20 protein-coding genes are annotated in these 22715 nt (G+C 67.3%); all 20 read right to left on the bottom strand.

Annotated features, from left to right (window positions below; all coding sequences use genetic code 11):
• Positions 1 to 6: 6 nt before the first annotated feature.
• The gene (kdpA, locus tag ACTJI2_RS11865; RefSeq protein ID WP_440842202.1) at positions 7 to 1725 is read right to left on the bottom strand and encodes a potassium-transporting ATPase subunit KdpA; all 1719 of its coding nucleotides are present in this window, start codon (positions 1723 to 1725) and stop codon (positions 7 to 9) included.
• A gap of 15 nt (positions 1726 to 1740) precedes the next feature.
• Positions 1741 to 1833: a potassium-transporting ATPase subunit F gene (locus ACTJI2_RS11860; RefSeq protein ID WP_141455506.1), complete on the bottom strand. Its 93-nt coding sequence runs from the start codon at positions 1831 to 1833 to the stop codon at positions 1741 to 1743.
• Between the two features lie 11 nt (positions 1834 to 1844).
• Complete coding sequence (locus tag ACTJI2_RS11855; protein ID WP_440842201.1) at positions 1845 to 2540, bottom strand: TorF family putative porin; 696 nt, start codon at positions 2538 to 2540, stop codon at positions 1845 to 1847.
• Positions 2541 to 2683: 143 nt separating this feature from the next.
• Entirely contained in the window at positions 2684 to 3871 is a 1188-nt protein-coding gene (locus ACTJI2_RS11850) for a CaiB/BaiF CoA transferase family protein (RefSeq protein ID WP_440842199.1), read from the bottom strand.
• Positions 3872 to 3999: 128 nt separating this feature from the next.
• Positions 4000 to 5913 carry a glycoside hydrolase family 127 protein gene (locus ACTJI2_RS11845; protein ID WP_440842198.1) on the bottom strand — a complete coding sequence of 638 codons (1914 nt, stop codon included), beginning with the start codon at positions 5911 to 5913 and terminating at the stop codon, positions 4000 to 4002.
• 3 nt (positions 5914 to 5916) lie between these two features.
• Entirely contained in the window at positions 5917 to 8103 is a 2187-nt protein-coding gene (locus ACTJI2_RS11840; protein ID WP_440842196.1) for a formylglycine-generating enzyme family protein, read from the bottom strand.
• A 26-nt stretch (positions 8104 to 8129) separates the two neighbouring features.
• Entirely contained in the window at positions 8130 to 9080 is a 951-nt protein-coding gene (locus ACTJI2_RS11835; RefSeq protein WP_440842195.1) for a ribokinase, read from the bottom strand.
• A complete protein-coding gene (locus ACTJI2_RS11830; RefSeq protein ID WP_440842194.1) occupies positions 9077 to 10384 on the bottom strand; it encodes a serine hydrolase domain-containing protein in 1308 nt (435 codons plus the stop codon). Before ACTJI2_RS11830 ends, ACTJI2_RS11835 begins: the two co-directional genes overlap by 4 nt.
• Before the next feature lie 23 nt (positions 10385 to 10407).
• Positions 10408 to 12663: a TonB-dependent receptor gene (locus ACTJI2_RS11825; RefSeq protein ID WP_440842193.1), complete on the bottom strand. Its 2256-nt coding sequence runs from the start codon at positions 12661 to 12663 to the stop codon at positions 10408 to 10410.
• A gap of 278 nt (positions 12664 to 12941) precedes the next feature.
• On the bottom strand, positions 12942 to 13817 hold the full coding sequence (locus tag ACTJI2_RS11820) for a LysR family transcriptional regulator (RefSeq protein WP_183639284.1): 876 nt from the start codon (positions 13815 to 13817) through the stop codon (positions 12942 to 12944).
• 82 nt (positions 13818 to 13899) lie between these two features.
• Entirely contained in the window at positions 13900 to 16311 is a 2412-nt protein-coding gene (locus tag ACTJI2_RS11815; protein WP_440842192.1) for a sodium:solute symporter family transporter, read from the bottom strand.
• Between the two features lie 97 nt (positions 16312 to 16408).
• Positions 16409 to 17248 carry an HpcH/HpaI aldolase/citrate lyase family protein gene (locus ACTJI2_RS11810; protein ID WP_440842191.1) on the bottom strand — a complete coding sequence of 280 codons (840 nt, stop codon included), beginning with the start codon at positions 17246 to 17248 and terminating at the stop codon, positions 16409 to 16411.
• Between the two features lie 251 nt (positions 17249 to 17499).
• A complete protein-coding gene (locus tag ACTJI2_RS11805; protein ID WP_440842190.1) occupies positions 17500 to 18537 on the bottom strand; it encodes a sugar kinase in 1038 nt (345 codons plus the stop codon).
• 90 nt (positions 18538 to 18627) lie between these two features.
• Positions 18628 to 19107: a hypothetical protein gene (locus tag ACTJI2_RS11800; RefSeq protein WP_440842188.1), complete on the bottom strand. Its 480-nt coding sequence runs from the start codon at positions 19105 to 19107 to the stop codon at positions 18628 to 18630.
• 83 nt (positions 19108 to 19190) lie between these two features.
• Complete coding sequence (locus ACTJI2_RS11795) at positions 19191 to 19661, bottom strand: hypothetical protein (protein ID WP_183639293.1); 471 nt, start codon at positions 19659 to 19661, stop codon at positions 19191 to 19193.
• Between the two features lie 199 nt (positions 19662 to 19860).
• The gene (locus ACTJI2_RS11790) at positions 19861 to 20577 is read right to left on the bottom strand and encodes an HAD family hydrolase (protein ID WP_183639295.1); all 717 of its coding nucleotides are present in this window, start codon (positions 20575 to 20577) and stop codon (positions 19861 to 19863) included.
• A 151-nt stretch (positions 20578 to 20728) separates the two neighbouring features.
• Positions 20729 to 21076, bottom strand: a complete 348-nt coding sequence (locus ACTJI2_RS11785; protein WP_183639297.1) for a hypothetical protein — start codon at positions 21074 to 21076, stop codon at positions 20729 to 20731.
• A gap of 55 nt (positions 21077 to 21131) precedes the next feature.
• Entirely contained in the window at positions 21132 to 21470 is a 339-nt protein-coding gene (locus ACTJI2_RS11780; RefSeq protein WP_440842187.1) for a hypothetical protein, read from the bottom strand.
• 163 nt (positions 21471 to 21633) lie between these two features.
• Positions 21634 to 22026: an EF-hand domain-containing protein gene (locus ACTJI2_RS11775; RefSeq protein ID WP_141455490.1), complete on the bottom strand. Its 393-nt coding sequence runs from the start codon at positions 22024 to 22026 to the stop codon at positions 21634 to 21636.
• A 206-nt stretch (positions 22027 to 22232) separates the two neighbouring features.
• On the bottom strand, positions 22233 to 22634 hold the full coding sequence (locus ACTJI2_RS11770) for a hypothetical protein (protein ID WP_183639302.1): 402 nt from the start codon (positions 22632 to 22634) through the stop codon (positions 22233 to 22235).
• Positions 22635 to 22715 lie beyond the last annotated feature (81 nt).

Raw genomic sequence — 22715 nt, 5'->3', positions numbered from 1 at the left:
GTGCTCTCAGTGCGCGACCAGTGACAGGTGATCCGCGATCGGTCCCAGCACCAGTGCGGGCATGAACTGCAGCACGGTGAGGATCACGACCACGGCCACCAGGGTCAGCGCGAAGGTAGGCGTTTCGATGTGCAGGGTGCCGGCCGATTCGACGGCGTGGCGCTTGCCGGCCATGCGCGCGGCCACCAGCAGCGGGATGATCAGCGCGGGGAAGCGCCCCAGTGCCAGCGCCACCACGCAGCTCAGGTTCCACCAGTAGGTGGCGTCGCCCAGCCCTTCGAAACCCGAGCCGTTGTTGGCGAAGGCCGAGGTGTACTCGTAGAAGACCTGGCTGATGGCGTGGAAGCCGGGATTGGAATTTCCGGTGATCGACGGGACGGCCAGCGTGATCGCGGTCAGTCCCAGCACCACCAGCGGCTGCAGCAGGATCAGCAACGCCAGCAGGCGCACTTCACCGGCCTCGATCTTGCGGCCGAACAGTTCCGGCGTGCGCCCGGTCATCAGGCCGGCCAGGAACACGCTCAGCAGCAGGTACACGATGAACTGCTGCAGGCCGCAGCCCACACCGCCCCAGATCGCGTTGACCAGCATGTTGACCAGCGCGACCAGCCCGGTCATCGGTGCCAGCGAGTCGTGCATGGCGTTGACCGAACCGTTGTTGACCTGGGTGGTCACCGCCGCCCACAACGCGGACGCGTCGGTGCCGATACGCACTTCCTTGCCTTCCATCAGCGCAGGGTCGGCAGCCGTCGCCGAATGCGCCTCGGACCAGATCGCCGCGCCGGTGGATATCACCGACATCAGCATCATGCTGCCGAATACCAGCGCGGTGAACTTCCGCCGGCCGGTGAACGCGCCGACCATGAACACCACCGACACCGGGATCAGCAGGATGGCCAGGGTCTCCAGCAGGTTGGACAGCGGGGTCGGGTTCTCCAGCGGCACCGAGCTGTTCGGGCCGTACCAGCCACCGCCGTTGGAACCCAGTTGCTTGGCCGCGACCATCGCCGCGACCGGGCCCAACGGGATTTTCTGTTCGCCCATGCCGGCACTGCTGTCCACCGGCGTCGCCACCGGACCTGCGGCGAGCGTGGACGGCACGCCCTGGCTCGTCAGCAGCAGCGTCCACGCCAGGCAAAGCGGCAGCATGAAGCGGACCGTCGAACGCACCACATCGGCCCAGTAGTTGCCCACGTCCACGCGTTCGCTCGGTTGCCCGACACCGCCTTCCTGGGTGGAATTCACCCCGCCGCGGCCGCCGAACAACGCGCGCAGCGTCGCCACCACCATCGCCAGGCCCATCATCGGCGTCACCACCTGCAGGCCGACGATGCCGGTCATCTGCGACAGGTAGGACAGCTGCGCCTGACCGGAGTAGTGCTGCTGGTTGGTATTGGTCAGGAACGACACCATCGTGTGCAGCGCGGTGTCCCAGCGCATGTTCGGGATGTCGTCGGGATTGAACGGCAGCCAGGCCTGGGTCATGAAGATGACCCAGGCAATCAGGCCGACGATCAGGTTGCTGAGCAGGAACGCGCCGGCATAGCCGCGCCAGTTCATGCCCCGCTCCGGGCGCGTGCCCAGCAGCGCGTAGATCGGCTTTTCGATCCAGCCGAACAGCCGGTCGCCGCGCATCGGCGCGCCGCGCATCACCGCCGCCAGGTAACGGCCCAGCGGCCAGCCCAGCGCGATGGCGAGCGCGAAGACGAGAAATGCTTCAGTCATTGTCGTTCACCCGCATCAGAATTCTTCGGGACGCAGGATCACGTACAGCAGGTAGCCTGCCGCCACGATCACCGCGATGCCACACAACAGGGCCAGCCAACCAGGCATGGGAGTTCTCCTCAAAAAGACGCTTGCAGGGCCGCCTCGACACGCGAGCCGGCCAGATCCGGAAACAGGCGCTTGGCGGAATCGTCGGTGGCGTGCGCGGTCACGCGCAGTTCGAACGGCGCCTTGAACGCCCACACCGCGCCCAGTTGCGCGTGTGCGTAGCTGTCGCCATAGGCGTCATCCAGCCAGTAACGGCCGACCGCGCCTTCCAGCCGCCACCGTTCTCCCAGCGGAGCGCGCGCGCCCAACTGCGCGTAGGTGCCGTTCCGGTCCGTCGCCAGAGCGTCGTTGGACCAGCCGACCTGCGCCCAGGTGTTCTGCCTCCAGGTCACGGTGCCGTTGAGTTCGGACCAGTTGAGATCCACGGTCGTGCCCGGATAGCGGTAATGCGTGAGATTGACGTCCAGCGCCCAGTCATCGGCCAGGTTCCCGGACCAGCCGACGATGAAATCGAACTCGCTGCTGGCATGCGTCTCGGGAGCGAATTCCACATTGGAACCCCACACCGAACCGTAAAGACCGTTGGCGGCGGCGGCCTTGAAGCCGGCCTGGATCGCCGGATCGCCCTGGGTCTGGCTGGTGCCGCGCCAGATGTAGTCGGTGGTAAGCGCGGCATTGCCGCTCAGGGTAACGGCGGCGGCGGGTTCGGCCAGCGCCAGCAGGAATACGCACGCCAGTGCCGGCGTGCGGAGGGAAGGAATGCGCATTGCGGGATGTCCACGCGGAAACGGCTCCGCGACTGTGGAAATCTTCCCGCCGGCAGGCGTAAAGCCTCCATTCGCGGCCCGGTCGGCCGCGTAAATTCATCGTAAAAATCCGTGAGAACCGGTGCGTGGACCGGTTCGGGGGTTCAGTCCTTCACGGTGCCATCGTCCGTGCAGCGATCCAGCACGTCGCCGGTGTGCTGGTTGAACACCGGCGCGGCGAACGGCGCCGGGCCGGGCGTGCGGCCGAACGCGATCGGCCGGGTCACGCCGCGATAGCGGCCCACCGCCGGATGTTCGATGTTGGCGACGATGTCCTCGGCCAGCACCTGCGGATGATCGAACATGTCCTCGACCCGGCGCGCGGCCGCGCACGGCACCTCGTCGCCGAACAGGGCTTCCCATTCCAGCGCGGTGCGGGTGGCGAGCGCTTCATGCAGCAGCGGCACGATTTCATTGGCGTGTTCGGCGCGCTTGCGCACGCTGTCGTAGCGTTCGTCCGCCGCCAGCGCGTCAAGGCCGGTCTTCCCGCACAAGGCCTTCCAGAACCTGGGCGTATTGGCGGAGATGTAGATATGGCCCTCGCGTGCAGGATGGATGCCGGTGACGCCACCGGAGCGCATGTCGCGGCCGATGTCGAGCGATTCGCCCTCGGCCCAGATCATCCTTGCCGATTGCATGGTCAGCGCGCTGCGCAACAGCGACACCCCGACGAACTGGCCGCGCCCGCTGCGCTCGCGCTCGTACAGCGCGGAGGACACCCCGCCCGCCAACAGCGCCGCTGCGTAATAGTCCACCACCGAACCGTAGATGATCTCCGGCGCGCCGCCGCGCTTGCCCTGCAAAGCGCACATGCCGGTCATGGTCTGCAGGACCTGGTCGTAACCGGCCTTGTCCTTCATCGGACCATGCTCGCCATAGCCGGTGACGGCGCAGTAGATCAGGCGCGGATTGATCAGGGTCAGGCGATCGAAATCGATACCCAGCCGTTTCGGCACGGCAGGCCGGAAGTTGTGCACCAGCACGTCGGCCTCCCGCACCAGCCGCAACAGCGCGGCCAGGCCCTCGGCCGACTTGAGGTCCAGGACGATGCCGATCTTGCTGCGGTTCACGCCCATGAACGCGCGGCTCTCGGCCGCCAGCGTGGAGGGATACTTGCGCAGGTTGTCGCCATCCGGCGGCTCGATCTTGATCACCTGCGCGCCCTGATCGGCCAGCAGCGTGCAGCCGTACGGCCCGGCGATGTAGGCGCTCAGATCCAGCACCTTGACGCCGCTGAGCGGTCCTGCGGGGCCCTCGCGCCGCACCAGGCCGAAGGGAGACGGGTTATCCATGCGTGAAGTTTCCATCGGGTGCCGCTAGCCGTGCCGCGGCCAGTCTCCCGCATGCTCCGGGGACGAAACAGCGGGACCGCATATTTTCAGCGGCGACAAATTCTTGCTTGCCCGGCACGCGCACTCCGCTACTCCATGGCCCGGCCGGCATCCGGCGGATCCGCCCAGGCGGCGGGATCCGGCGCCAGCGACAGCCAGCCCAGCCGCCACGCACCATCCTCGCGGCCGCCGGCGCGGTAGTACGGCGCGAAGCGCAACGGTGCGCGGCCATCCAGTTGCATCTCCACGTCCATGCCCGGACCGCCATCGGCGGCGGCGAGTTCACGCAACCATCGCGCCGGCGGCGCATCCGGCAGGCGCACCGCTTCCTCGTGCTTGAATCCGTCAATCAGCCCCGTCGCGTACACCAGCGGTCCCCGGGTCAGGCCGACGTAGTCGTAGCGCAGCACCTGCTGGCGCACCGGTGAACCGTCCGGCGCGCGCGATTCCTGCACGTTGCGGCTGCGACGGAGATGAAGCGTCGGCGTCATCGGCACGCGCAGCGCCACGACGTCGCCCGGCAGCCAGTCACGGCTGATGTCCAGCCACTCTCCCGGCGCGATTCCGGCATCCAGCACCTCGCCGTTCACTGTCACGCGGGCGCCTTCGGTCCAGGCGGGCACGCGCAGGCGCAGGGTGAAGCGCATCGCCTGCGCCGGTTGCAGTGTCAGGGTCACGTCGTCCGCGAACGGGTAACCGCCCGACTGGACGATCCCGACTTCACCCTTTGGCAAGGCCAGCCGCGCCTGTCCGGGCGCGTAGAGATTGACCTGCAACGCGCCGTCCTCGGCCACGCCGTAGGCCAGCGGTGGCAGTTCCTCCCACGCCATCGCGCCGCTGGACTTGCAGCAGCGCCAATAGGTGGTGTGGACGCGCGGGCCATTCGGGAACGAGTAGTAACACCAGTCCTCGCCGTTGGGCGCGGCGGCGCCGAGCAGATCGTTGTAGGCGATGCGCTCGATTTCCTCGGCATGGCGCGCATGCCCGGTGATCTGCAGCAGCTCGCGATTGAGCTGCAGCCATGCCAGCACCGAACAGGTTTCCACATAGGCCTGCGGGCTGAACACGCCGGCGGGATTGAACACTTCGCGCGAGCGATGCGCCACCCCGCCCCAGGGACCGCCACCGAGGGTCAGGTGGTGATCGCGGATGTTGCGCCACAGGTGATCGACCGCGTCGCGATAGCGCGCCTTGCCGGTCGCCCGGTGCAGCTTGGCCAGACCGACCAGGTTCCAGGCCAGCTGGTAGGCCTTGCCGGTGGCGATTTCCGACGCGTCGGCACCTTCCAGCGCGCGCCGGATCAGCCCCAGCCGCGGCTCGGCGTCGGCCTGTCCGGCGATGCGCTCGGCCAATTCCAGGTAGCGCAGGTCGCCGGTCGCCAGATGCAGTTCCACCGCCGGATCCATCAGCACCGTGGCCGACATGCCGAAGTGGTTGCCGAGCGAGGTGATGTCGATGCCGCCTTCGCCCAGCGTGCGCCAGCACAGATCGCCGATGCGTTGCGCGGCGGCCAGGTAGCGCTCGTCGCCCAGCGCGCGCCAGGTTTCGATCAGGCCGAGGATCAGATAGCTGTGGGTCCAGATGTCCCAGGTCCGCCAGGCCGGCGCGCCATCCCAGCTGACCGGCTTGGGCGGCTGCGGACGCATGAAGCGGCGCTCGGGCGCGTAGTTGCCCAGGTAGCCGTCGTCGGCCTGGCGGGACAGCAGGTAGTCGGCCACCGCGCGCAGGTTGTCGCGCAGGTCGACATCGCCGCTGCGCGCCACCGCGCGGGCGGCGGCGTACAGCCATTTGCCCGCGTGTTCGCCGTACCAGTCGCCTTCCAGATTCTCGCGGGTGTGCTCGGGATGGAAGATCGCAATCGCCGGGCTGTCCGGGCCGGTGATGAAATGGCCCAGGCGGCCTCGCCGGCTGGCCTCGATGGCCTCGCCCAGCACGCCGCCCAGCACCACCGCGGGCGCGGGAACGAAGCGATCGCCCCGCGGGGCCTGTGCATTCACCGCCATGCCCTACTCCGCGTCCACCACGCAACGGAAACCGAGCATGCCGGACCGATCCTTGCTCGGTGCCATCAGCAGGTACTTGCCATGCTGATCCAGCCGGTACGCCTGCGGGAAATACCAGTGCGAAGTCTGCGGCTGATAGGCGCTGCCGCCGCGCAGGATCGCCGCGCGGGTGTGCTCGTCGGCGTACTCGTCGGTCCACTGCCACACGTTGCCGACCAGATCCTCGACACCGAACGGGCTCGCACCCTGTGGATACGCGCCGACATCAGCCGGCGGAAGCAGGCGGCGCCCGCGGTTCACCGGCGGCACCGCATCGGCGCGCCATTCGTTGCCCCACGGATACAACCGCCCGTCGGTGCCCTGCGCGGCGTATTGCCATTCCCATTCACGCGGCAGGCGCTTGCCCGCCCATTCGGCATAGGCGCGCGCGTCCTCCAGCGAGACCCAGGTGACCGGCTTGTCTTCCCAACCCGGGCGCGGTGCACCGTCCTGCCAGTCGCGCAGGAAGTTGTGCACGTCGCGCGGCGCGTAGCCACTGGCCTCCAGGAACCGCTTGAACTGGGAGTTGGTGACCGGATGGCGATCGATGTGGAATGCCTTCATCGCCATCCGCCTCCGATGATGCCGGCGCGCGCTGCCCTCCCACGGATACTGCACGTCCAGCCCTTCCCAGGTCTGGCCCTCGATCTCCACGCCGCCGACCACGAACACGAACTCGCCGGCCGGCACGGTCACCATGCCTTCCGGTGCCTGCGCACGCACGTCAGTGGGCGCGATCGGCGTGATCCGCTGCGGAATGGCGTGCCAGCGGTTGGACAGGGTGCGCAGCGGCACCCGCGCCAGATCCGCCATCAGCGACAGGAACGCAGGCAAGCCTTCGATCTCAACGCCTTCGTCCAAGGCCAGCACCGCGCCGAACCCGCGGCCTTCCAGGTTCATCTCCAGCACCGCCTGATCACCCGTGATCAGCGGTTGCAGCTCCACGCCGTGCCAGGCATCGAAGTACTGGCGGCCCGGCTGGTGCGGCAGCGCCAGTTGTTCGCCTTCCACGTCGTACTCGTTGCGGTTGACCAGCGTCCACAGCACCTGGCCCTCGCCCGGGAAACGGCTGGCGAACACGCCCGCCTGCAAGGTCGGGTAGTAGGGCGTCCAGTCACGGCTGACCATCAGCGGTGCAAAGCGGCGCTCGAGGGTGGCGACGCGGCGCAGCGATTCGGCGTCGCGCGGGGTGAATTGGTTCCACAGGCCCCAGATGTTCTCCCAGGCGTTGTAACCAATGCCATTGAAGAAGATGTACTGCAGATCGTGGTTGCGGTCGCGGCCCCAGCGGTTCTCGTAGTTGATCATGTGGCGCGGTTCCAGCCACTTGAACTTGGCGACCGGCGGAATGACCTCGTTCGGTGCCTTCTTGCCCCAGCTCTGTACGTTCCAGATCAGGTGTTCCTCGGCGCTGATCGTGGATTCCGGCTGCACCACCACCGGCTGGCCGAGCGCATCGCAGGCATCGAAGAACGCGCGCGGCACGCCGTTGTAGGTGTCGCCGTTGATGCCGTCGGCGCCGACTTCCTTCACCAGCCGCGCGATGGCCTGCCAGTCCGCCTCGCCCTGCGCGCGGGTGCCGTTGTCCCAGGGCATGGTCGGCAGGAACACCTTGACGCCACGTCGATGGAAATCATCGACCGCGCTTTTCAAGCCCGCCAGGCCGCCTGGCAGATCCGCGGCCATGTCGAACTGGTTGCGATCGTCGATGCCGATATTCGGATAGACGTACCAGAGCAGTACGCTGTCCAGCCCGCCGAAGCGCTGCTCCAGATCATCCAGGTAGCGATCCACGGTGTAGCGGCCGGCTACCGGATCGTAGAAATAGCGTTCCTCCACCATCATCTGCGCATGCACGAAGTTGCGCTGCGCCCATTGCAGCTCGGGGCGTCGGTAGTTGGCGTCGTCGTAGCCGATGCGGGTCAGATGTTCGCGGCGCCAGTCGCGCAGTTCGGCGATCCAGTCGGCCGACGTGGCGTTGACGTCGATCTTCCAGTGGCCGATCTCGGCGAATGGCCAACCCGGCGCCTTGCCCGGCGTCGGCAGATAGCGCTGGGTGGTGACGTGCGAGAACTTGTACTCGGTCTTCGGCACGTGGCGCGGCGCGTCGTCGTCGTGGGCGGGAGGGAACGGATCCGGTGCGGCGGTCATGGCGTGGTTCTTTCAGGGAGGGGGATTCAGGTCAGGCCGAACTGCGCGGCCAATGCCTCGCGCGCCTGCGCGGTGGTGGCCGGCGCGTCGCGCAGGAAGGCTTCGACCGCCTCGCGCGCGGGCACCGAGGCCTGCGCGCCCAGGCGCGTGCAGGCCAGCGCCGACGCCGCGCAGGCGTAGCGTAATGCATCGGCCAGGGCGTCGCCCCGCGCCAGCCGCGCGGCCAGCGCACCGCAGAAGGTGTCGCCGGCGGCGGTGGTATCGACGGCGTCCACCCGGAACGCCGGTTGCAGGAACAGGCCCTCGGCGCTGCGCGCGATGCAGCCGCGCGCACCCAGGGTGACCACCACGCAGGGCACGGCCAGGCGGGCAAGACGATCGGCGATGCCGCCGGCGGATCCCGCCAGCGCTTCGAGTTCGCCTTCGTTGACGATCAGCACGTCGACCGAGCGCAGCAGCGCATCGGGCAGCGACCGCGCGGGTGCGGCGTTGAGCACCACCGTGACTCCCGCGTGGCGCGCGGTCGCGGCATAGGCCGTGACCGTTTCCATCGGGGTCTCCAGTTGCAGCAGCAGGTGCGACACCGCGGCCAACGGCGGCAGATCGCTGGCGCGCAGCGCGTTGTTGGCGCCGGGCGCGACCGTGATCGCGTTCTCCGCGTCGTCGGACAGGCAGATGAAGGCGGTGCCCGTGGGCAGTTTTCGGGACCGCACGATCACCGGTTCCACGCCGGCGCCGCGCAATGAATCCTCGAGGGTCGCGGCGAACGCATCCTCGCCCAGTCCCAGCAGCATGCGGGTGGGCGCGCCGCCGGCGCGCGCGGCCGCCACCGCCTGGTTGGCGCCCTTGCCGCCCGGGAAGGTGGCGAAGTCGCGCCCCAGCACCGTCTCGCCCGGGGCCGGCACGTGCGCGGCGCGGACGACGAAATCGAGATTCGCCGAGCCGGCGACGAGGATGTGCCTGGGTGTTGCGGTCATGGTTCCAGTGCCTGGTAGACCAGGTTGTAGAAAGGCGTGGCGAGACGGGGAAGATCGTGCGGCTGGCCGTCGGGCAGGTGCTGCAGCAACAGGATCGCGATCAGGCGTTCCTGCCGGTCAATGGTGAAATAGGTCGAGGCCGCGCCGGACCAGCCGAACGCGCCGACCGAACCCAATCGCCCGCGCCCGGCCACGTCCAGGATCACCGAGCCACCCAGGCCGAAGCCTTCGGCGCGGCTGAATTCGGTAACCGGCGGATCGAGCTGTCCCTGGAGGTGGTTCATCATCATCAGGTCCACGGTCTTGCGGCCGAGGATGCGCTGATCATCCAGCGCGCCACCAGCCAGCAGCATCTGGCAGAACCGCGCATAGTCGGAAATCGTGGAGTAGAGTCCACCCGCGCCGCTGGGATAGGCATTGAGGGACACCCCCGGTTGCCGTGCGCTGCGGCTGTCGTCCAGCCCAAGCCGACCGTCGGCGCCCATGCGGGTCAAATCGACCACGCGCCCGCGCGCGGCTTCCGGCACGCTGAATCCGGTGTCGCGCATGCGCAGCGGCGCAAGGATATGTCCGCGCACATACGCTTCGAAGGACTCTCCACTCACCACCTCGACCACGCGCGCCAGCACTTCGATGCCGGTGCCGTCGTACTTGAAGCGGGTTCCGGGTTCGGTCGCCAGCGGCACCGCCGCCAGTCGCGAGACAAAGGTCGCCAGATCGGGCGAATCATGCAGGTCGGCGCGTTCCAGCAGGCGGGTGGCTTCCTCGAAGCCCTCGCCGCCGGTGGCGAAACCCGCGGTATGGGTCAGCAGCTGACGCACGGTGATGGGACGTTGCGCCGGCACCAGCACCGGCTTGTCCGCCGTGCCGCCGGCGAAGCGCTGCATGTGTTTGAACGCCGGCAGGTAGCGGCTCACCGGATCGTCCAGGCCCAGCTTGCCCTGCTCCATCAGCTGGAGCACCGCCACCGAGGTGATCGGCTTGGTCATCGAATAGATGCGGAAGACGGCATCCTCCGTCATCGGCCGGCTGCGCGCGAGATCGCGGCTGCCGTGCGCCTGCACCGTGACGACCTTGCCATCGCGCACGATCAGGGCCACCGCACCGAGGTAGCCCTCCGATCCGGTCGCCCGTTCAAGGGAATCATCCAGCCGCTGCAGGCGGACCGGAGAGAAACCTTCCGCCGCGGCGGACGCCGCGGACGGAAGGTCCACCACCGGGCCCTGCGCCCGCGCCGTGTGCACGGCCATCAGCGCGGCCATCAGCAGCGGCCACACCCGCCGCCCGTGCGTTGCCTGAAACATCCGACGTGGGGGAGTCGTCCGTTTCAAAAGTTGATGGTGTGGGTGATCGAGACCATGCGACCACGGCCCGCCCAGTAGTTCTGGTAGCCCGCCAGCTGCGACCAGCTCAGGATGTACTGCTTGTCGGTCAGGTTCTCGATGCCGACCGAGAACTTTCCGAAGCTTTCGGTCTGCACGTTGACGCCCAGATCGAACAGGGTATAACCGGTGGTCTTTTCCTCGTATTCGAAGAAGCGGTTGTCGTAGGCGCGGGTGTCACTGCCCGAAATGTTCCGATCCGCCAGGCGGGTCGCCCCGAGGGTGACGTCGATGTTCGTGGTCGGGTTCCAGGTCACCGCGGCGGAGATCTTGTCGGGGTTGATGTCCAGCACGCCCATCGGCTTGTTCAGTGCGCCGGCGCCGTAGTTGCCGGCGGGATCAGCGGCCCAGAACGCAGTCTTGCCACGGATGCGTGAGTACAGCGCGCTGACCTTCCATTGCGGATTGAAGCGCCAGTCGCCGCTCACCTCGACGCCCTTGATGCGAGTCGGCGCGCGGCTGAGGATGAAGTCGTTGGAATTCGGGTCAATCGCCAGTGAGGTACCGAACGGCGTCTTGGAGTCATAGTGCGAGGCGCTGAAGGAACCACGGTTGCCACGCCAGTTGACGCCAAACTCGGTGTTGTCGACAACGATGGCGGCGATATCCGCGATACGATCCACCGACTGGCCCGGCACGTTGATGTTACGCAGCGGGATACCAATGTTCGGCAAGCCAAACCCCTCGCCATAGGAGCCGAACACCGACCATTCATCGGTGATGCGCCAGATGGCACCGTAGTTGATCAGGTTTTCCTTGTATTTCACGCCACCACCCTGCACGAACACGCTGTTGCGATAGGCGGTGGTGGTATAGCTGTCGACATTCAACTCGCCGTCCTCGCGGCGGTATCCGCCGCTCAGGGTCACTGGGCCGATATCGTAGGTCAGCTGCGCATAGGGCGCGGTGCTTTCATATTCCATCGGAGGCACCCACAAGCGGTTCGTCAACGCCAGGCGCTGCTCGGCTGTGTCCTTGACGACGTCGACACCGGTGCGCAGTTCGAGACCGGCGACATTGAAAAGCTCCGGACGGGTCCAACCGACGCGGAAGCCCTTCTTGTCGGAGACGATTTCGGACTGATCGTAGATGCGGTCGGCCTCGTTGAAGTCGTCATCCACCTTGACCAGCTGCTTGTCGTCGCCGTTCTCCGGCAGATAGCGCATGGCCTGATCGGCGTAGTAGGCATCGACGCCCAACGTGCCGCCAAAGAAATCGCCGTGGGTGTACTTGATGGCGTATTGCTTGAAGTCGTTGAACTCGGCCTTCTGGCCGAAGATCTGCCCGCGCTCGGAGGTATTCGTACGCGGTACGGTGCATGGCGGATCGGCGTCCTGGTCTTCCGGACCGCGACAGCCCACGACCTGGACATAGTTGCCCTTGCCCTCGATCTTGAAGTGGCTGATGGTCGCCTGGATGCGCTGTTCGCCGTTCTCGCCGAAGTTGATGCCGCCCTTCAGGAACAGGTTCTTCGCTTCCGAATCCGCCACCGAGCCACTGGTGTTCATGCCGATGCGGCGGCCGTTGCCATCATAGGAAATACCGCGATCGATGAAGGACACACCGCCGATGAAGTCGGCGTTGTCCTGCTTGTACGCATGGTTGACACCCAGCTTCCAGCCAGCGCTGTCGGAACCGAACTGGGTCGAATAGCGTGTGGTGACCGTGGTCTCGTGGCCTTCCTTGGTCGGGTTCTTGGACAGGTAGTTGATGATGCCGCCGGCCGCGCCGATGCCTTCGGACGCCGACGGGCCATTGATGACCTCGATGCGGCCGACCATGCCCATGTCGGTGAAGGTCGCATTGCGTCCGCCTTCGCGCAGGGGCGATCCCTGCGGGACGCCGTCGAACAGGCGCAAGGCGATGCGGCCGCGCAGGGTCTCGCCGGTGTTGCTCATCGCCTGGGAGGATTCCGCGTAGCCGGGAACGGTGCGGGCGAGCACTGCGGTGGCGTCTTCAGTCACCAGCAGCGTATGGGCGATGTCTTCCTTGGACACCAGCGTGATCGCGCCCGGAATCTTGTCCACCGCCTTCGGCGTGCGCACGCCGGTCACGATCACCTGATCGAGATTGGTGGCTTCCACTTCCCCGGCCTTCGACGCCTCGTCCGGCGGTGGCGGGGTGTTCTGTTGGGCCTTGACGCTGGCGCTGACGGCGGCGGCCAGCAGGAATACGCCGAATGCGGCGGGCACGTGCTTCATGGTGTTCTTCTCTGAGATGGTGGGCTGCGAGAACCGCGGCGCAGGCCGCAGGGCTCCCCGATAGCGTTCTTGTTGTTGTTGCGCATCCGCGGGCGGCGGAGAGAATGGCGCCCGCGCTGCCAGACGTTCCTCCCAGACGCCGGCGACAGCCTCGACAATGTCGACAGAGCCTAGGTGCACGCCGTCACGGAAAGAATCCTCCGCGCCTATGTTCAGAGCCTAGTTTTTGTTGGGTGATCCCGGTCGACGGTATCGATGCAGTGCAACATCGCGCGTGTTCAGGACAGCTGCGAAACCGCCTGGCTTTCCTGCAGCAGGACGGTGACCAGGCGGATGCGCACGGTCGAGCGCGACCAGACCATGCCGATGCGGCGCGGCACGCATTCGTTGGGCAGCGGAATCCGGACCAGGTCCAGCCCCTCCGGCCAAGGCCGCGCCCAGTTGGGCACCAGCGAAACGCCCAGGCCGCGGTCCACCATCACCGCGATGGCGTTGAGGGCGTTGAGTTCGAAACGCTCGTGCGGAACGATGCCGGCGCTGCGCAGGTACTCGTCGGCCTGGCGGCCGCCCCACTGGTTGCGGTCGTAGCGGATCAGCGGCTGGGTGGCGAGCAGTTCGTGCGGGTCGCGGCCAGCCATCGCCGCCGGCGCCAGCACCACCAGCGGTTCCTCGCGCAGCAGTTGCCACTGGCAGGTCTTGGGCAGCGAGAACGGCGCCTGCAGCACGATGGCCGCGTCCAGCTCGCCCGACTCCACCGCGCGGTACAGATCCGCGGAGTAGCCCGGCTTGATGAACACGTTGATCTGCGGAAACGTTTCCACCATCCGCGCCAGGATATCCGGCAGCATGCCGGCCAGCGCGGTCGGGCAGGCCCCCAGGCGCAGTTCGCCGGATACCGCGCTGTCGTTGGCGACGCTGCGCATGTCGGCCACGTCGCGCAGCAGATCGCGGGCCCGCTGGATGATCCGCGAGCCCTCCTCGGTGACGCTCACGGTCCGCCCCACCCGCGCGATCAGCGATGCACCGAGTTCGCGTTCCAGGGTGCGGATCTGCTGCGCCACCGCCGCCGGCGTGATGTTCAGTTCACGCGCGGCCGCCGCCATCGAGCCGCGGTCGACCACGGTGACGAAGGTGTTCAGGAACTGGGTATCCACGTGTCTCCCCCTGGCGAGTGCTCAGGCTACAGGAGCCCCGCCGCGCGCGCGACAGGACCAACGGCAGGGGCGGAAAGCGCGGTTACTCCGCATCGCGGTAGATGGTCAGGCCCTTGAGCGAGCGTTGGGGCGCCGGGAACAGCAGACTGGCCAGGTAGCCGATGACGATGCACAGCAGGATCGAGATGGCCAGGTAGAAGTACGGATGGACCAGGTCCATCGACCAGGCCAGGAAGGTCAGCACGATGCTCGAGCCAATACCGATCGCAACGCCTGGTGAATTGGCCCGGCGGGTGAACATGCCCAGCGTGTACGCGCCGGCGAAACCACCGCCCAGCAAGCCGGCCAACTCGATCGAGATGTCGAACAGCGAATGGATGTCGTAGCGCGACAGCAGCAGCGCCAGGCCGATGCCGACCAGGCCGACCATCACCGTGGTGATCTCGGCGAACAGCACGCTCTTCTTCTGGTCGGCCTTCTTCGACAGCTTCTCGTAGAAGTCGACCGAGATCAGGGTGGCGACGCTGTTCATGATGCTCGACAGCGTGGCCATCGCGGCGGCGAAGATGCCGGCAATGATCAGCCCGGTCACGCCCGGCGGCAGTTCGGCGGCGATGAACAGCGGGAAGGTGGCGTCGATCGGCAGCAGCGGATTCAGGCGCTCGGGGTTGTTCTTGTAGTAGACGAACAGCGCCGTGCCGATACCGTAGAAGATGAAACCACCGGGAATCATGATCGCGGCGAACGCCCAGATCGAACGCCCGGCCTCCTTGTCCGACTTGGTGGACAGAGTGCGCTGCATCAACACCTGGTCCTTGGGGAAGGTCAGCACGACGTCGAAGATCACCAGGAAGATGAAGCCCCACACCGTGGCCTTGGTCAGGTCGAAGCTGAAGTCGAGCGTGTGCATCTTCTGCTCGGCCATCGCGGTGGCGAAGAACTCCGGCGCACCGCCCTTCAAGTGCCAGATGATGAAGCCGATGGCGAACATCGCCCCCCCCATCTTGACGAATACCTGGACGAAGTCGGTCCAGATCACCGCCTTCATGCCGCCCATCGCGGTATAGATGATGGTGAACACGCCCATCAGGATCACGCTCCACACCACGCTGATGCCGGTGATGGTGGCGATCGCCAGCGCGGGCAGGAACAGGATCACGCTCATCCGCGCGCCGACCTGCATGGCGATGCACAGCGCGCTGGCGAGCATGCGGATGGCAGGGTGAAAGCGGGTTTCCAGGTACGAGAACACCGACATCAGGTCCAGCCGGCGCAGCAGCGGCACGATCCACACCGCCACGAACATCAGCCCGAGCACGGCGATCAGGTTGTTGGTCATGTACTGCCAGTTGGTCTCGAACGCCTTGGCCGGAATGGCGATGAAACTGATCGAACTGGTGTTGGTGGCATACAGGCTCACCCCTGCCGCCCAGAACGGAATGCTGCGCCCGCCGACGAAGAAGTCCGAGGTCGAATTGCGCTTTTCCTTCAGGTAGAAGTACATGCCAATGCCGATCATCGACGCGAGGTAGATGATGATCACCAGCCAGTCCATCCACTTCAGCAGGTGTTTTCCGGACGCCAGCTGCGCGGATTCGATGACCTGCCCGCCCTTGCCATCGCCGGTCATCCAGACCAGGCCGTTGCGCCAGCCGGTGGCCAGCGGCACGTCGTCGCCAACCGTCGCCGGCAGCGTGGCCCAGGCGCTGGTGATGGTGTGATAGGTCATCAGGTGCGTGCCGCGATTGTCGCGCACCAGCATGAGCAGATGCGCCTGTCCCATCGCGCGCGCCGAACCCGGCAGGCGCGTGCCCGGCACCGCCGGCTTGGTTTCCCACCCGTGATCGGCCGTCCAGCGCCACAACGGTTGCGAGGTCGTGCCGGTGCCGATCAGGTAGAGCGCGTTGGTCTGCGCCAGCAACTCGCCGCCCGAGGCGCCTTCCGGCCACGCCGGGCCGTCGACCCACGCGGCAGGCCCGTTCAATACGGTACGCCACAGACGAGGCGTGCCGTCGCCCAGGCCCATCACGTACAGGTTTTCGCCCAGGATGGCGAAGCGTGCGCCGCTCAGCGCCAGCGGGAGCGCGGGCATCGACTGGCGGGCGAGGCTGTTTCCGCTGAGCCGCAGTTCCTCGATCCGCGCCGGCCCGGTTCCGACGGACACCAGCGCGAACAGGCGACGGCCATCACCGCCGGCGTCCAGCACGCGTGGCGCGGCGCCACCAGGCCATGACAGCGTCTGCCACTGGCGGCCATCGGCCGACAGGACCCACGCGCCATCGCTGCCCAGCGCAAGCGGACGGTCCTCGATCGATCTCAGCATCTCCACGTGCGCGCCGGCAGGCAGTGCCGGCAGCGCGTCGCGTTCCACCGAGGTCAGGCTCTCGGCGTGCACGCCGGGAACGGCCGCGCACAGCAGCAGCAACAGGCACAGCGCGGCGCGCAGGAAGCCGGTCGCCTCCTTGGATACGGGCAGGAAGGCGGTTCGGCTCATCGTGTTTCCATGCTTTCGAAATTCGGTGTGGTCGCGGCATCCGGCGCATCCGGAACGCGCTGCGTGGATGGCAATCCTCTACGCTCCCCCGCGATCTTCATGCCTCCGCCGCCGCGACGATGGCTTGCGCACGGTGCAGGTAGGGAGGATCGATCATGCGTCCTTCCAGCAGGAAGGCGCCACGTCCTTGCCGCGCCGCCTCGGCGGCGGCCGCGACGATCCGCCGCGCCCGCGCGATCTCTTCGACGGAAGGCTGGAACACGGCATTGGCCAGGTCGATCTGGCGAGGATGGATGCAGCTCTTGCCCAGATAGCCCAGCCGGCGGGCGATGCCCGCCTCGGTTTGGAATCCCGCCTCGTCGGCGAGGTCCGGATAGGCGCTGTCATAGGCGAACACGCCGGCTTCGGCGGCGGCCATGCGCAGGGCGTACATCGCCGCGTGCAGGTTGGCCGGATCGCGGCGGTCGATGCCCAGGTGCTCGAACAGGTCACCCAGGCCCAGTTGCAGTCCGGCCACGCGCGGATGCGCGCGGGCGATGTCGGCGGCGTTGCGCAGACCCAGCGGCGTCTCGATGTTGATCAGCAATTCCGGCGCCTGCTCGGTCGCCAGCAGCGAGGCCATCGCCACCACCGCCGTGGTGACGTCCCGGGCCTGGTCGATCTTGGGCAGGTTCAGCAGATCCACCCGGCGACCCGCGAGCGCGGCCAGGTCCGCCTCGAACTCCGGCGAAGACGGCGCGTTGGTACGCACGATGATCACCTTGCCGGCCGGCAGGTCCGCGCCCGCCAGGAACTGCGCCAGGTTCGCGCGCGCCTCCGCCTTGCGCCCGGGAGGCACGGCGTCCTCCAGGTCGAAGGAGATCGCGTCGGCACCGCTCGCCATCGCCTTGGCGAACAGTTCCGGGCGACTGCCGGGCACGAACAACTTGCTACGCATGGACCGCACTCTTCATGGCGGGGCAGTTTCAACGATGCGGACACAAAGAAAAGTCGCGCCCGGCATCTTCAGACCCAACATTTGCTTGCGATATGCCACCTCCGCCGCGTCACGCCTTGCCGTGGCGGTGATCCCGGCCCCGCGTCGCGGCAGGCGCGCACGCCGCGAAACACGCGCGACGACAAGCGCCCCCCCCCGGCCGCGCGCCCGGATGGACCCGGTTTGCTGCGATGCAACCCGCCGCCGCGCGGTCAACGGCGGACGTCGAACCCCGCCTGCGTCAGGAAGGCATCGACCTCGGCGACATCCAGGGTGCTGAAGTCGCCCGGCAGCGAATGCTTGAGGCATCCCGCCGCCAGGCCGAAACGCAGCGCGTCGGCGTCGTCCCGGCTGGTCAGATCGCCATGCAGCACGCCGGCGGCGAACGCATCGCCGGTACCGATGCGGTCGACGATGCCCGGAATCTCGTACTCCGGCGTTCCCAGCAGGCGCCCGTCGCGCCGCAGCGCGACCGCGGACAGGGCATGGTGATCCACGCTGCGCTGCACGCGCACGGTCGCGGCCATCCGCTGCAATCGCGGAAACGCCGCGAACGCGGCCTGCGCGCCGGCGGCGAAACGTTCCTGCGCGGTGGCGCCATCGAACGAACGTCCCAGCACAACCTCGATGTCGCGATGGCTGGCGAACATCACGTCGGCCTCGGCCATCAGGCCATGCAGCAGCGCCGGCGCGTCGCCATCCCATGCCTGCCACAGCTGCGGGCGATAGTTGCCGTCGAAGGACACCCGGACGCCCGCCGCGCGCGCGGCGCGCATCGCTTCCAGCGTGCCCCGCGCCGCGTCCGCGCCCAGCGCCGGCGTCACCCCGGACACATGCAGCCAATCGGCGCCGGCCAGCAGCCCGGACCAGTCATGGCAACCACCGCCGGCCTGCGCGAAGGCCGAACCGGCACGGTCGTAGAGCACCTGCGAGGGCCGATGGATCGCGCCGGTGGTGAGGAAATAGAGGCCCATCCGTCCAGGCAGCCGCTGCACCGCCGAGGTATCGACGCCATGCCGGCGCAATTCTCCGGTCGCGGCCTGGCCCAGCGCATTGTCGGCCACCACGCCGACCATGTGCGCGGCGTGGCCAAAGCGGGCCAGCGACACCGCGACGTTCGCCTCGGCGCCACCGACATGCACCTCCAGCGAAGGCGTTTGCAGCAGGGTGCCGCGACCGGGCGCGCCCAGCCGCAGCAGCAGTTCGCCAAAACAGACAACCTTCCCCACTCCGCCTCCCTGTCCATGCATGTAACGGTCCCGGAGTGTACGGCGCCGCAGGCGCTGGCGCGCGCATCGCATTGAAACGGAGCCAAGGTCGCCCGCTCGCCACCGCTCCGCTCAGGGCTCGGGACGCTCCCAACGTCGATAAGTGTCGTCCAGGCCCTTGCGCAGGCGGCGGTAGCCGGCGGTACCGGGGCGCACGTCCAGGCGTTCGGCCACCGCGCGCCAACCGCCGGCGTGATCGCGCGACCATTCGCGGACCACCGCGCGGCACGGCTGGCCGGCCACCTGCGCCACTGCGCAGGCCATGTAAATGTCGCCGGCGGACCAGTCCGGCTGTTTCATCATCGCTTCCACATACGCGCGCGGCACGCTGTAGTAACGCGCCATCTCGTCGGCGAAGGCCGCCGGATAGCGCGCCGCGTAGTCGTTGATGTCCTTGAGGTGGCGATCCACCGATGCGTCCCCGCTCCCGGGCCATTCAGCCGCTTCGGTCCTGGCTGGTGCGGACGTGGTGCCCTGCGCGGCGCCCGCCGCCACGACGAGCGCGATCAGGCAGGGGAAAAGGATGGTGCGGAGGAAACGGGTCGCAGGCATGCGCGCATTGTGCCGCAGCGCCGGTGTCATTGCAGGCGGCCGGTGTGCACCGGCCGCCCGCAGATCATGCGATGGGTGTCGGATCAATCGTCGTCGTGATGGCGGCCACGTCCATCGTGGCGGCGCCAGCGGCGATCGTCGTCGTCCCAGCGATCCCGATCACGCCGGTCATACCGGTCACGGCGATCGTAACGGTCGTAGCGGTCATAGCGGTCGCGATCGACGTAACGCACGTAATGCGGGTTGTTGCGGTAGTAGCCGTAGGCGTTGCCGCGCGGCGGGGTGCGGTAATACTGCCGCGGCACGTAGCGGTAGTAGGTCGGACGGTGGTAGCGATCGCGCACCACGATCACGCGATTGCCGTAGCCGTAGCGATCCCCGTACCCGTGACGGTAGTAGGGCTGTCCGCCGTGGTAGATGACATCGGCCACGTCCACGATGACCCGGACCAGATCGTCGTCCGCGCGGGCCGGCGAAGGCGCCAGCGCCGCCAGTCCGAGGCCGGCGGCCAGGACGGTGGGAGCCAGCAGACGCGTGAGTGAGAAGCTTGCCATGACATCCTCCGGTGGCCCGTCTCGCCGGGCCCATAGGTGAAAGGTCCTGTCCTGCGGACCTGTGTGTGAAAGATGTCGCCTGACGCGTGAACCCGGATTTAACCCGGCGGGCCTTCCCCGGCGCCCGCTGGAGGCGGATACCTTCCGTTCAACCAGGCACCTTTCCGGCCCCGATTCCCGGGAGAACGCCGGGACGCCCTCAGCCGGTACGGGCCTCGATGCCCGCCAGCGCGGCCGGCAGTTCGACCGCGGCGGCCACCGTCACCAGGTTCGGCACCTCCGCGCCCAGGCCATGCTCGGCCTCCAGCGCCCAGGTGACGTGGTAAGGCATGTGGATGCCCCAGCCGCCGAGCTGGATCACCGGCTCGATGTCCGAGCGCAGCGAGTTGCCGATCATCGCGAACTGCGCGGGCGCCACTTCCAGTTCCTGCAGCACGCGCGTGTAGGTGGACACATCCTTTTCCGACACCACTTCGATGCGGTGGAACAGATCGGCCAGTCCGGATTGCGCGATCTTGGCTTCCTGGTGGAACAGGTCGCCCTTGGTGATCAGGACGATTTCGTGATCGCGCGCGATCGCTTCGACCGCCTCGCGGATGCCCGGCAACAGATCGACCGGATGCTGCAGGGTGGCGCGGCCAATCTCCAGAACGCGATGCAGATCGCGCGCGCTGATGCGCTCGTCGGTCAGCTGGATCGCGGTTTCCAGCATCGACAGGGTCATGCCCTTCACCCCATAGCCGAATACCTTGAGGTTGCGTCGCTCAGTATCCAGCAGGTGCTGCTGCATGCGGCGATCGGCCAGATCGATGTAACCGGCCAGGATCGCCTCGAAATCCTGCTCGGCCTGCCGGTAATAGTCCTCGCTCTTCCAGAGGGTGTCGTCGCCGTCGAAACCGACCCAGCGTATGCCCATGCGTGCCGCCTCCTGACCGTGGGGGCGCGCAGCATAGCAGCCGCCGGACATGCCGAGGGCGGCCCGAAGGCCGCCCTCTTCCTTGGTCGTGAACCGTGTCGCGCGAACTTCCGTTCCGGTGCCACTGGAACGGGAAGCGCGCCGCGCGCCGTTACTTTGCCGGCGGCGTGCTGCTGCCGCTGCCGGAATCACCCGGAGGCGGCGGCGTCTGATCGCTGGCCGGCGGCGTGGTGCCGTCTGCCGGCGGCGGCGTGGTCGTCGGCGGTGCATTCGGATCCGTGGTCGGCGGTGCGCTCGGATCGGCGGGTGGCGGCGTGGTCGCCGGTTCCGACGGTGGCGGCGTGGTTTCCGCCGGCGGTGCGGTGTCGGACGGCGGCATCGTCGTTTCGTCCTGCGTCTTGCTGCATGCCGTCAACGCAAGCGCGCCACCGAGCATCGCCACCAACCACCAGGTGGGACGCGGGCGGTCCTGCGTGTTGCTGTGGAAAAAGGAATTCATTCATGTCCTCCTCTGGCCGCGCCGATCGCGGATCGTGCCGCGGCGGGTGAAAAGATCAGCGGCCGTTGCCGGCCGGCTTGTAGGCGGCGTACTCGGCGGGTGCGAGTTTGCCGTCGGCGTCCTGGTCGAGGGTTCCAAAAGCCTGGGTCAATGCGGGATCGACCGCGGCTTCGTCCTTGGCGATGCTGCCATCGCCATTGGCGTCAAGCTCTTCGAACGGCCGGGGCGCGGGCGTGGCCGCGTCATTGGCCGGCGGTGCGTCGGTCTGCCGCGGAGGCGTCTCCTGGCGTTGCTCCTGGGCGTCGCGGTCCTGTGCCATGCCCGGCGCGGATGCCGCCAATGCGGTGACCAGCAGGGCCAGCGGAAGATGGAACCGGGGAGATGATGATTTCATGCGCTCCTCCTGTTGCTGCGTTCGTACTCCCGCCGATGCGTGCATCCGGACACGGGGAACAACGGCTCGCCTGGAGACGGAGGGCGGCGGTGCCGCCCTCCGCGGGCGCGATGACGGTGCGCTGCGCCGTCACCCTGCGGTCATGACGACCGCGTTGCGCGACTTACTTCTGCGGCTCGCTGTAGTTCTTTTCGACGAACGCCTTGTACTCGTCGGCGGTCAGCTTGCCATCGGCATCACCATCGGCCTTGTCGAACACCTGGGACAGGCCGGCGTTGGCGGCGGCCTCTTCCTTGGTGATGTTGCCGTCGCCGTCCTTGTCGATATCGGCCCAACCCTGCTGGCTGCCCGACTGGGTCGACTGCTGGGCGGACTGCTCCGCACCGCCCGCCGCCTGATCCGTGGTCGGCTGCGCCTGCTGCGTCGGCTCGGCCTGCTGGGTCTGCTGCGGCTGCTGCTGGGCCTGCGTATCCTGCGCGAACGCCATCGGCATGGCGACGGCGGCACCCAGGGCGATCAGGGCAATCAGCGGCTTGCGGGTGTTGTTCTTGGTCATCGTCGTTTGCTCCGTTATGGAATTAGGAAGTGCGTCCTGTAGCGCACGATGCCGACGATGCCGTTGTGCTTCTGAATCAATCCTGCGGCGCGAAATGAATGTGCACGCAGGCTTAACCACCCACGATTTTTTTTCGATTACATCGTTCGTTAGCGATACGTGATGGCTATGTGCAAGGCGTATCGCAGCGTGATGCACACGTCAGATCAGTGTTCAATCCGCGTGTTTTTTTCTTCCCGGCGAACGGACCCTTCACGCCAGGCTCGGCTGAACCATTGCCAACCCATCACCACGCCGGTCAATGCGCCGATGATCTCCAGGACCACGCGGGTGCCCAGCGCGTCCGGATCGTGGATGGCTTTCAGCGCAATGCGCGCGTACAGCGGCGACTCCAGCTTCACCATGCCCAGGTAGAACAGGTTCCAGATATCGATGCCGGCGCCAATGATTACCGCAATCACGCACGACCATCCGATCGCATGCCCGATCGACCAGCCCAGTGCCCGGCAGATCGCCTGCCAGCCGGCGTAGACCAGCAGGCCGATGGCGAAAGCGATCAGGCAGGCTTCCAGCGCGCCGAGGAATCCGAAGTGCAGGGGCAGGTTCATGCGTTCTTGCGTGCTCCCGTCACGCGAGGGATCCGGCAACGCGGATCGTGCAGGTGCCGGCGGCGTTCGACGGCGATGGCA

Origin of the sequence: Pseudoxanthomonas sp. 22568, from assembly GCF_052044485.1 — a bacterium.
Taxonomy (GTDB): domain Bacteria; phylum Pseudomonadota; class Gammaproteobacteria; order Xanthomonadales; family Xanthomonadaceae; genus Pseudoxanthomonas_A; species Pseudoxanthomonas_A beigongshangi.
Note: the sequence above shows the minus strand (reverse complement) of the source record. Positions and strands in the feature narration are given on the sequence as shown.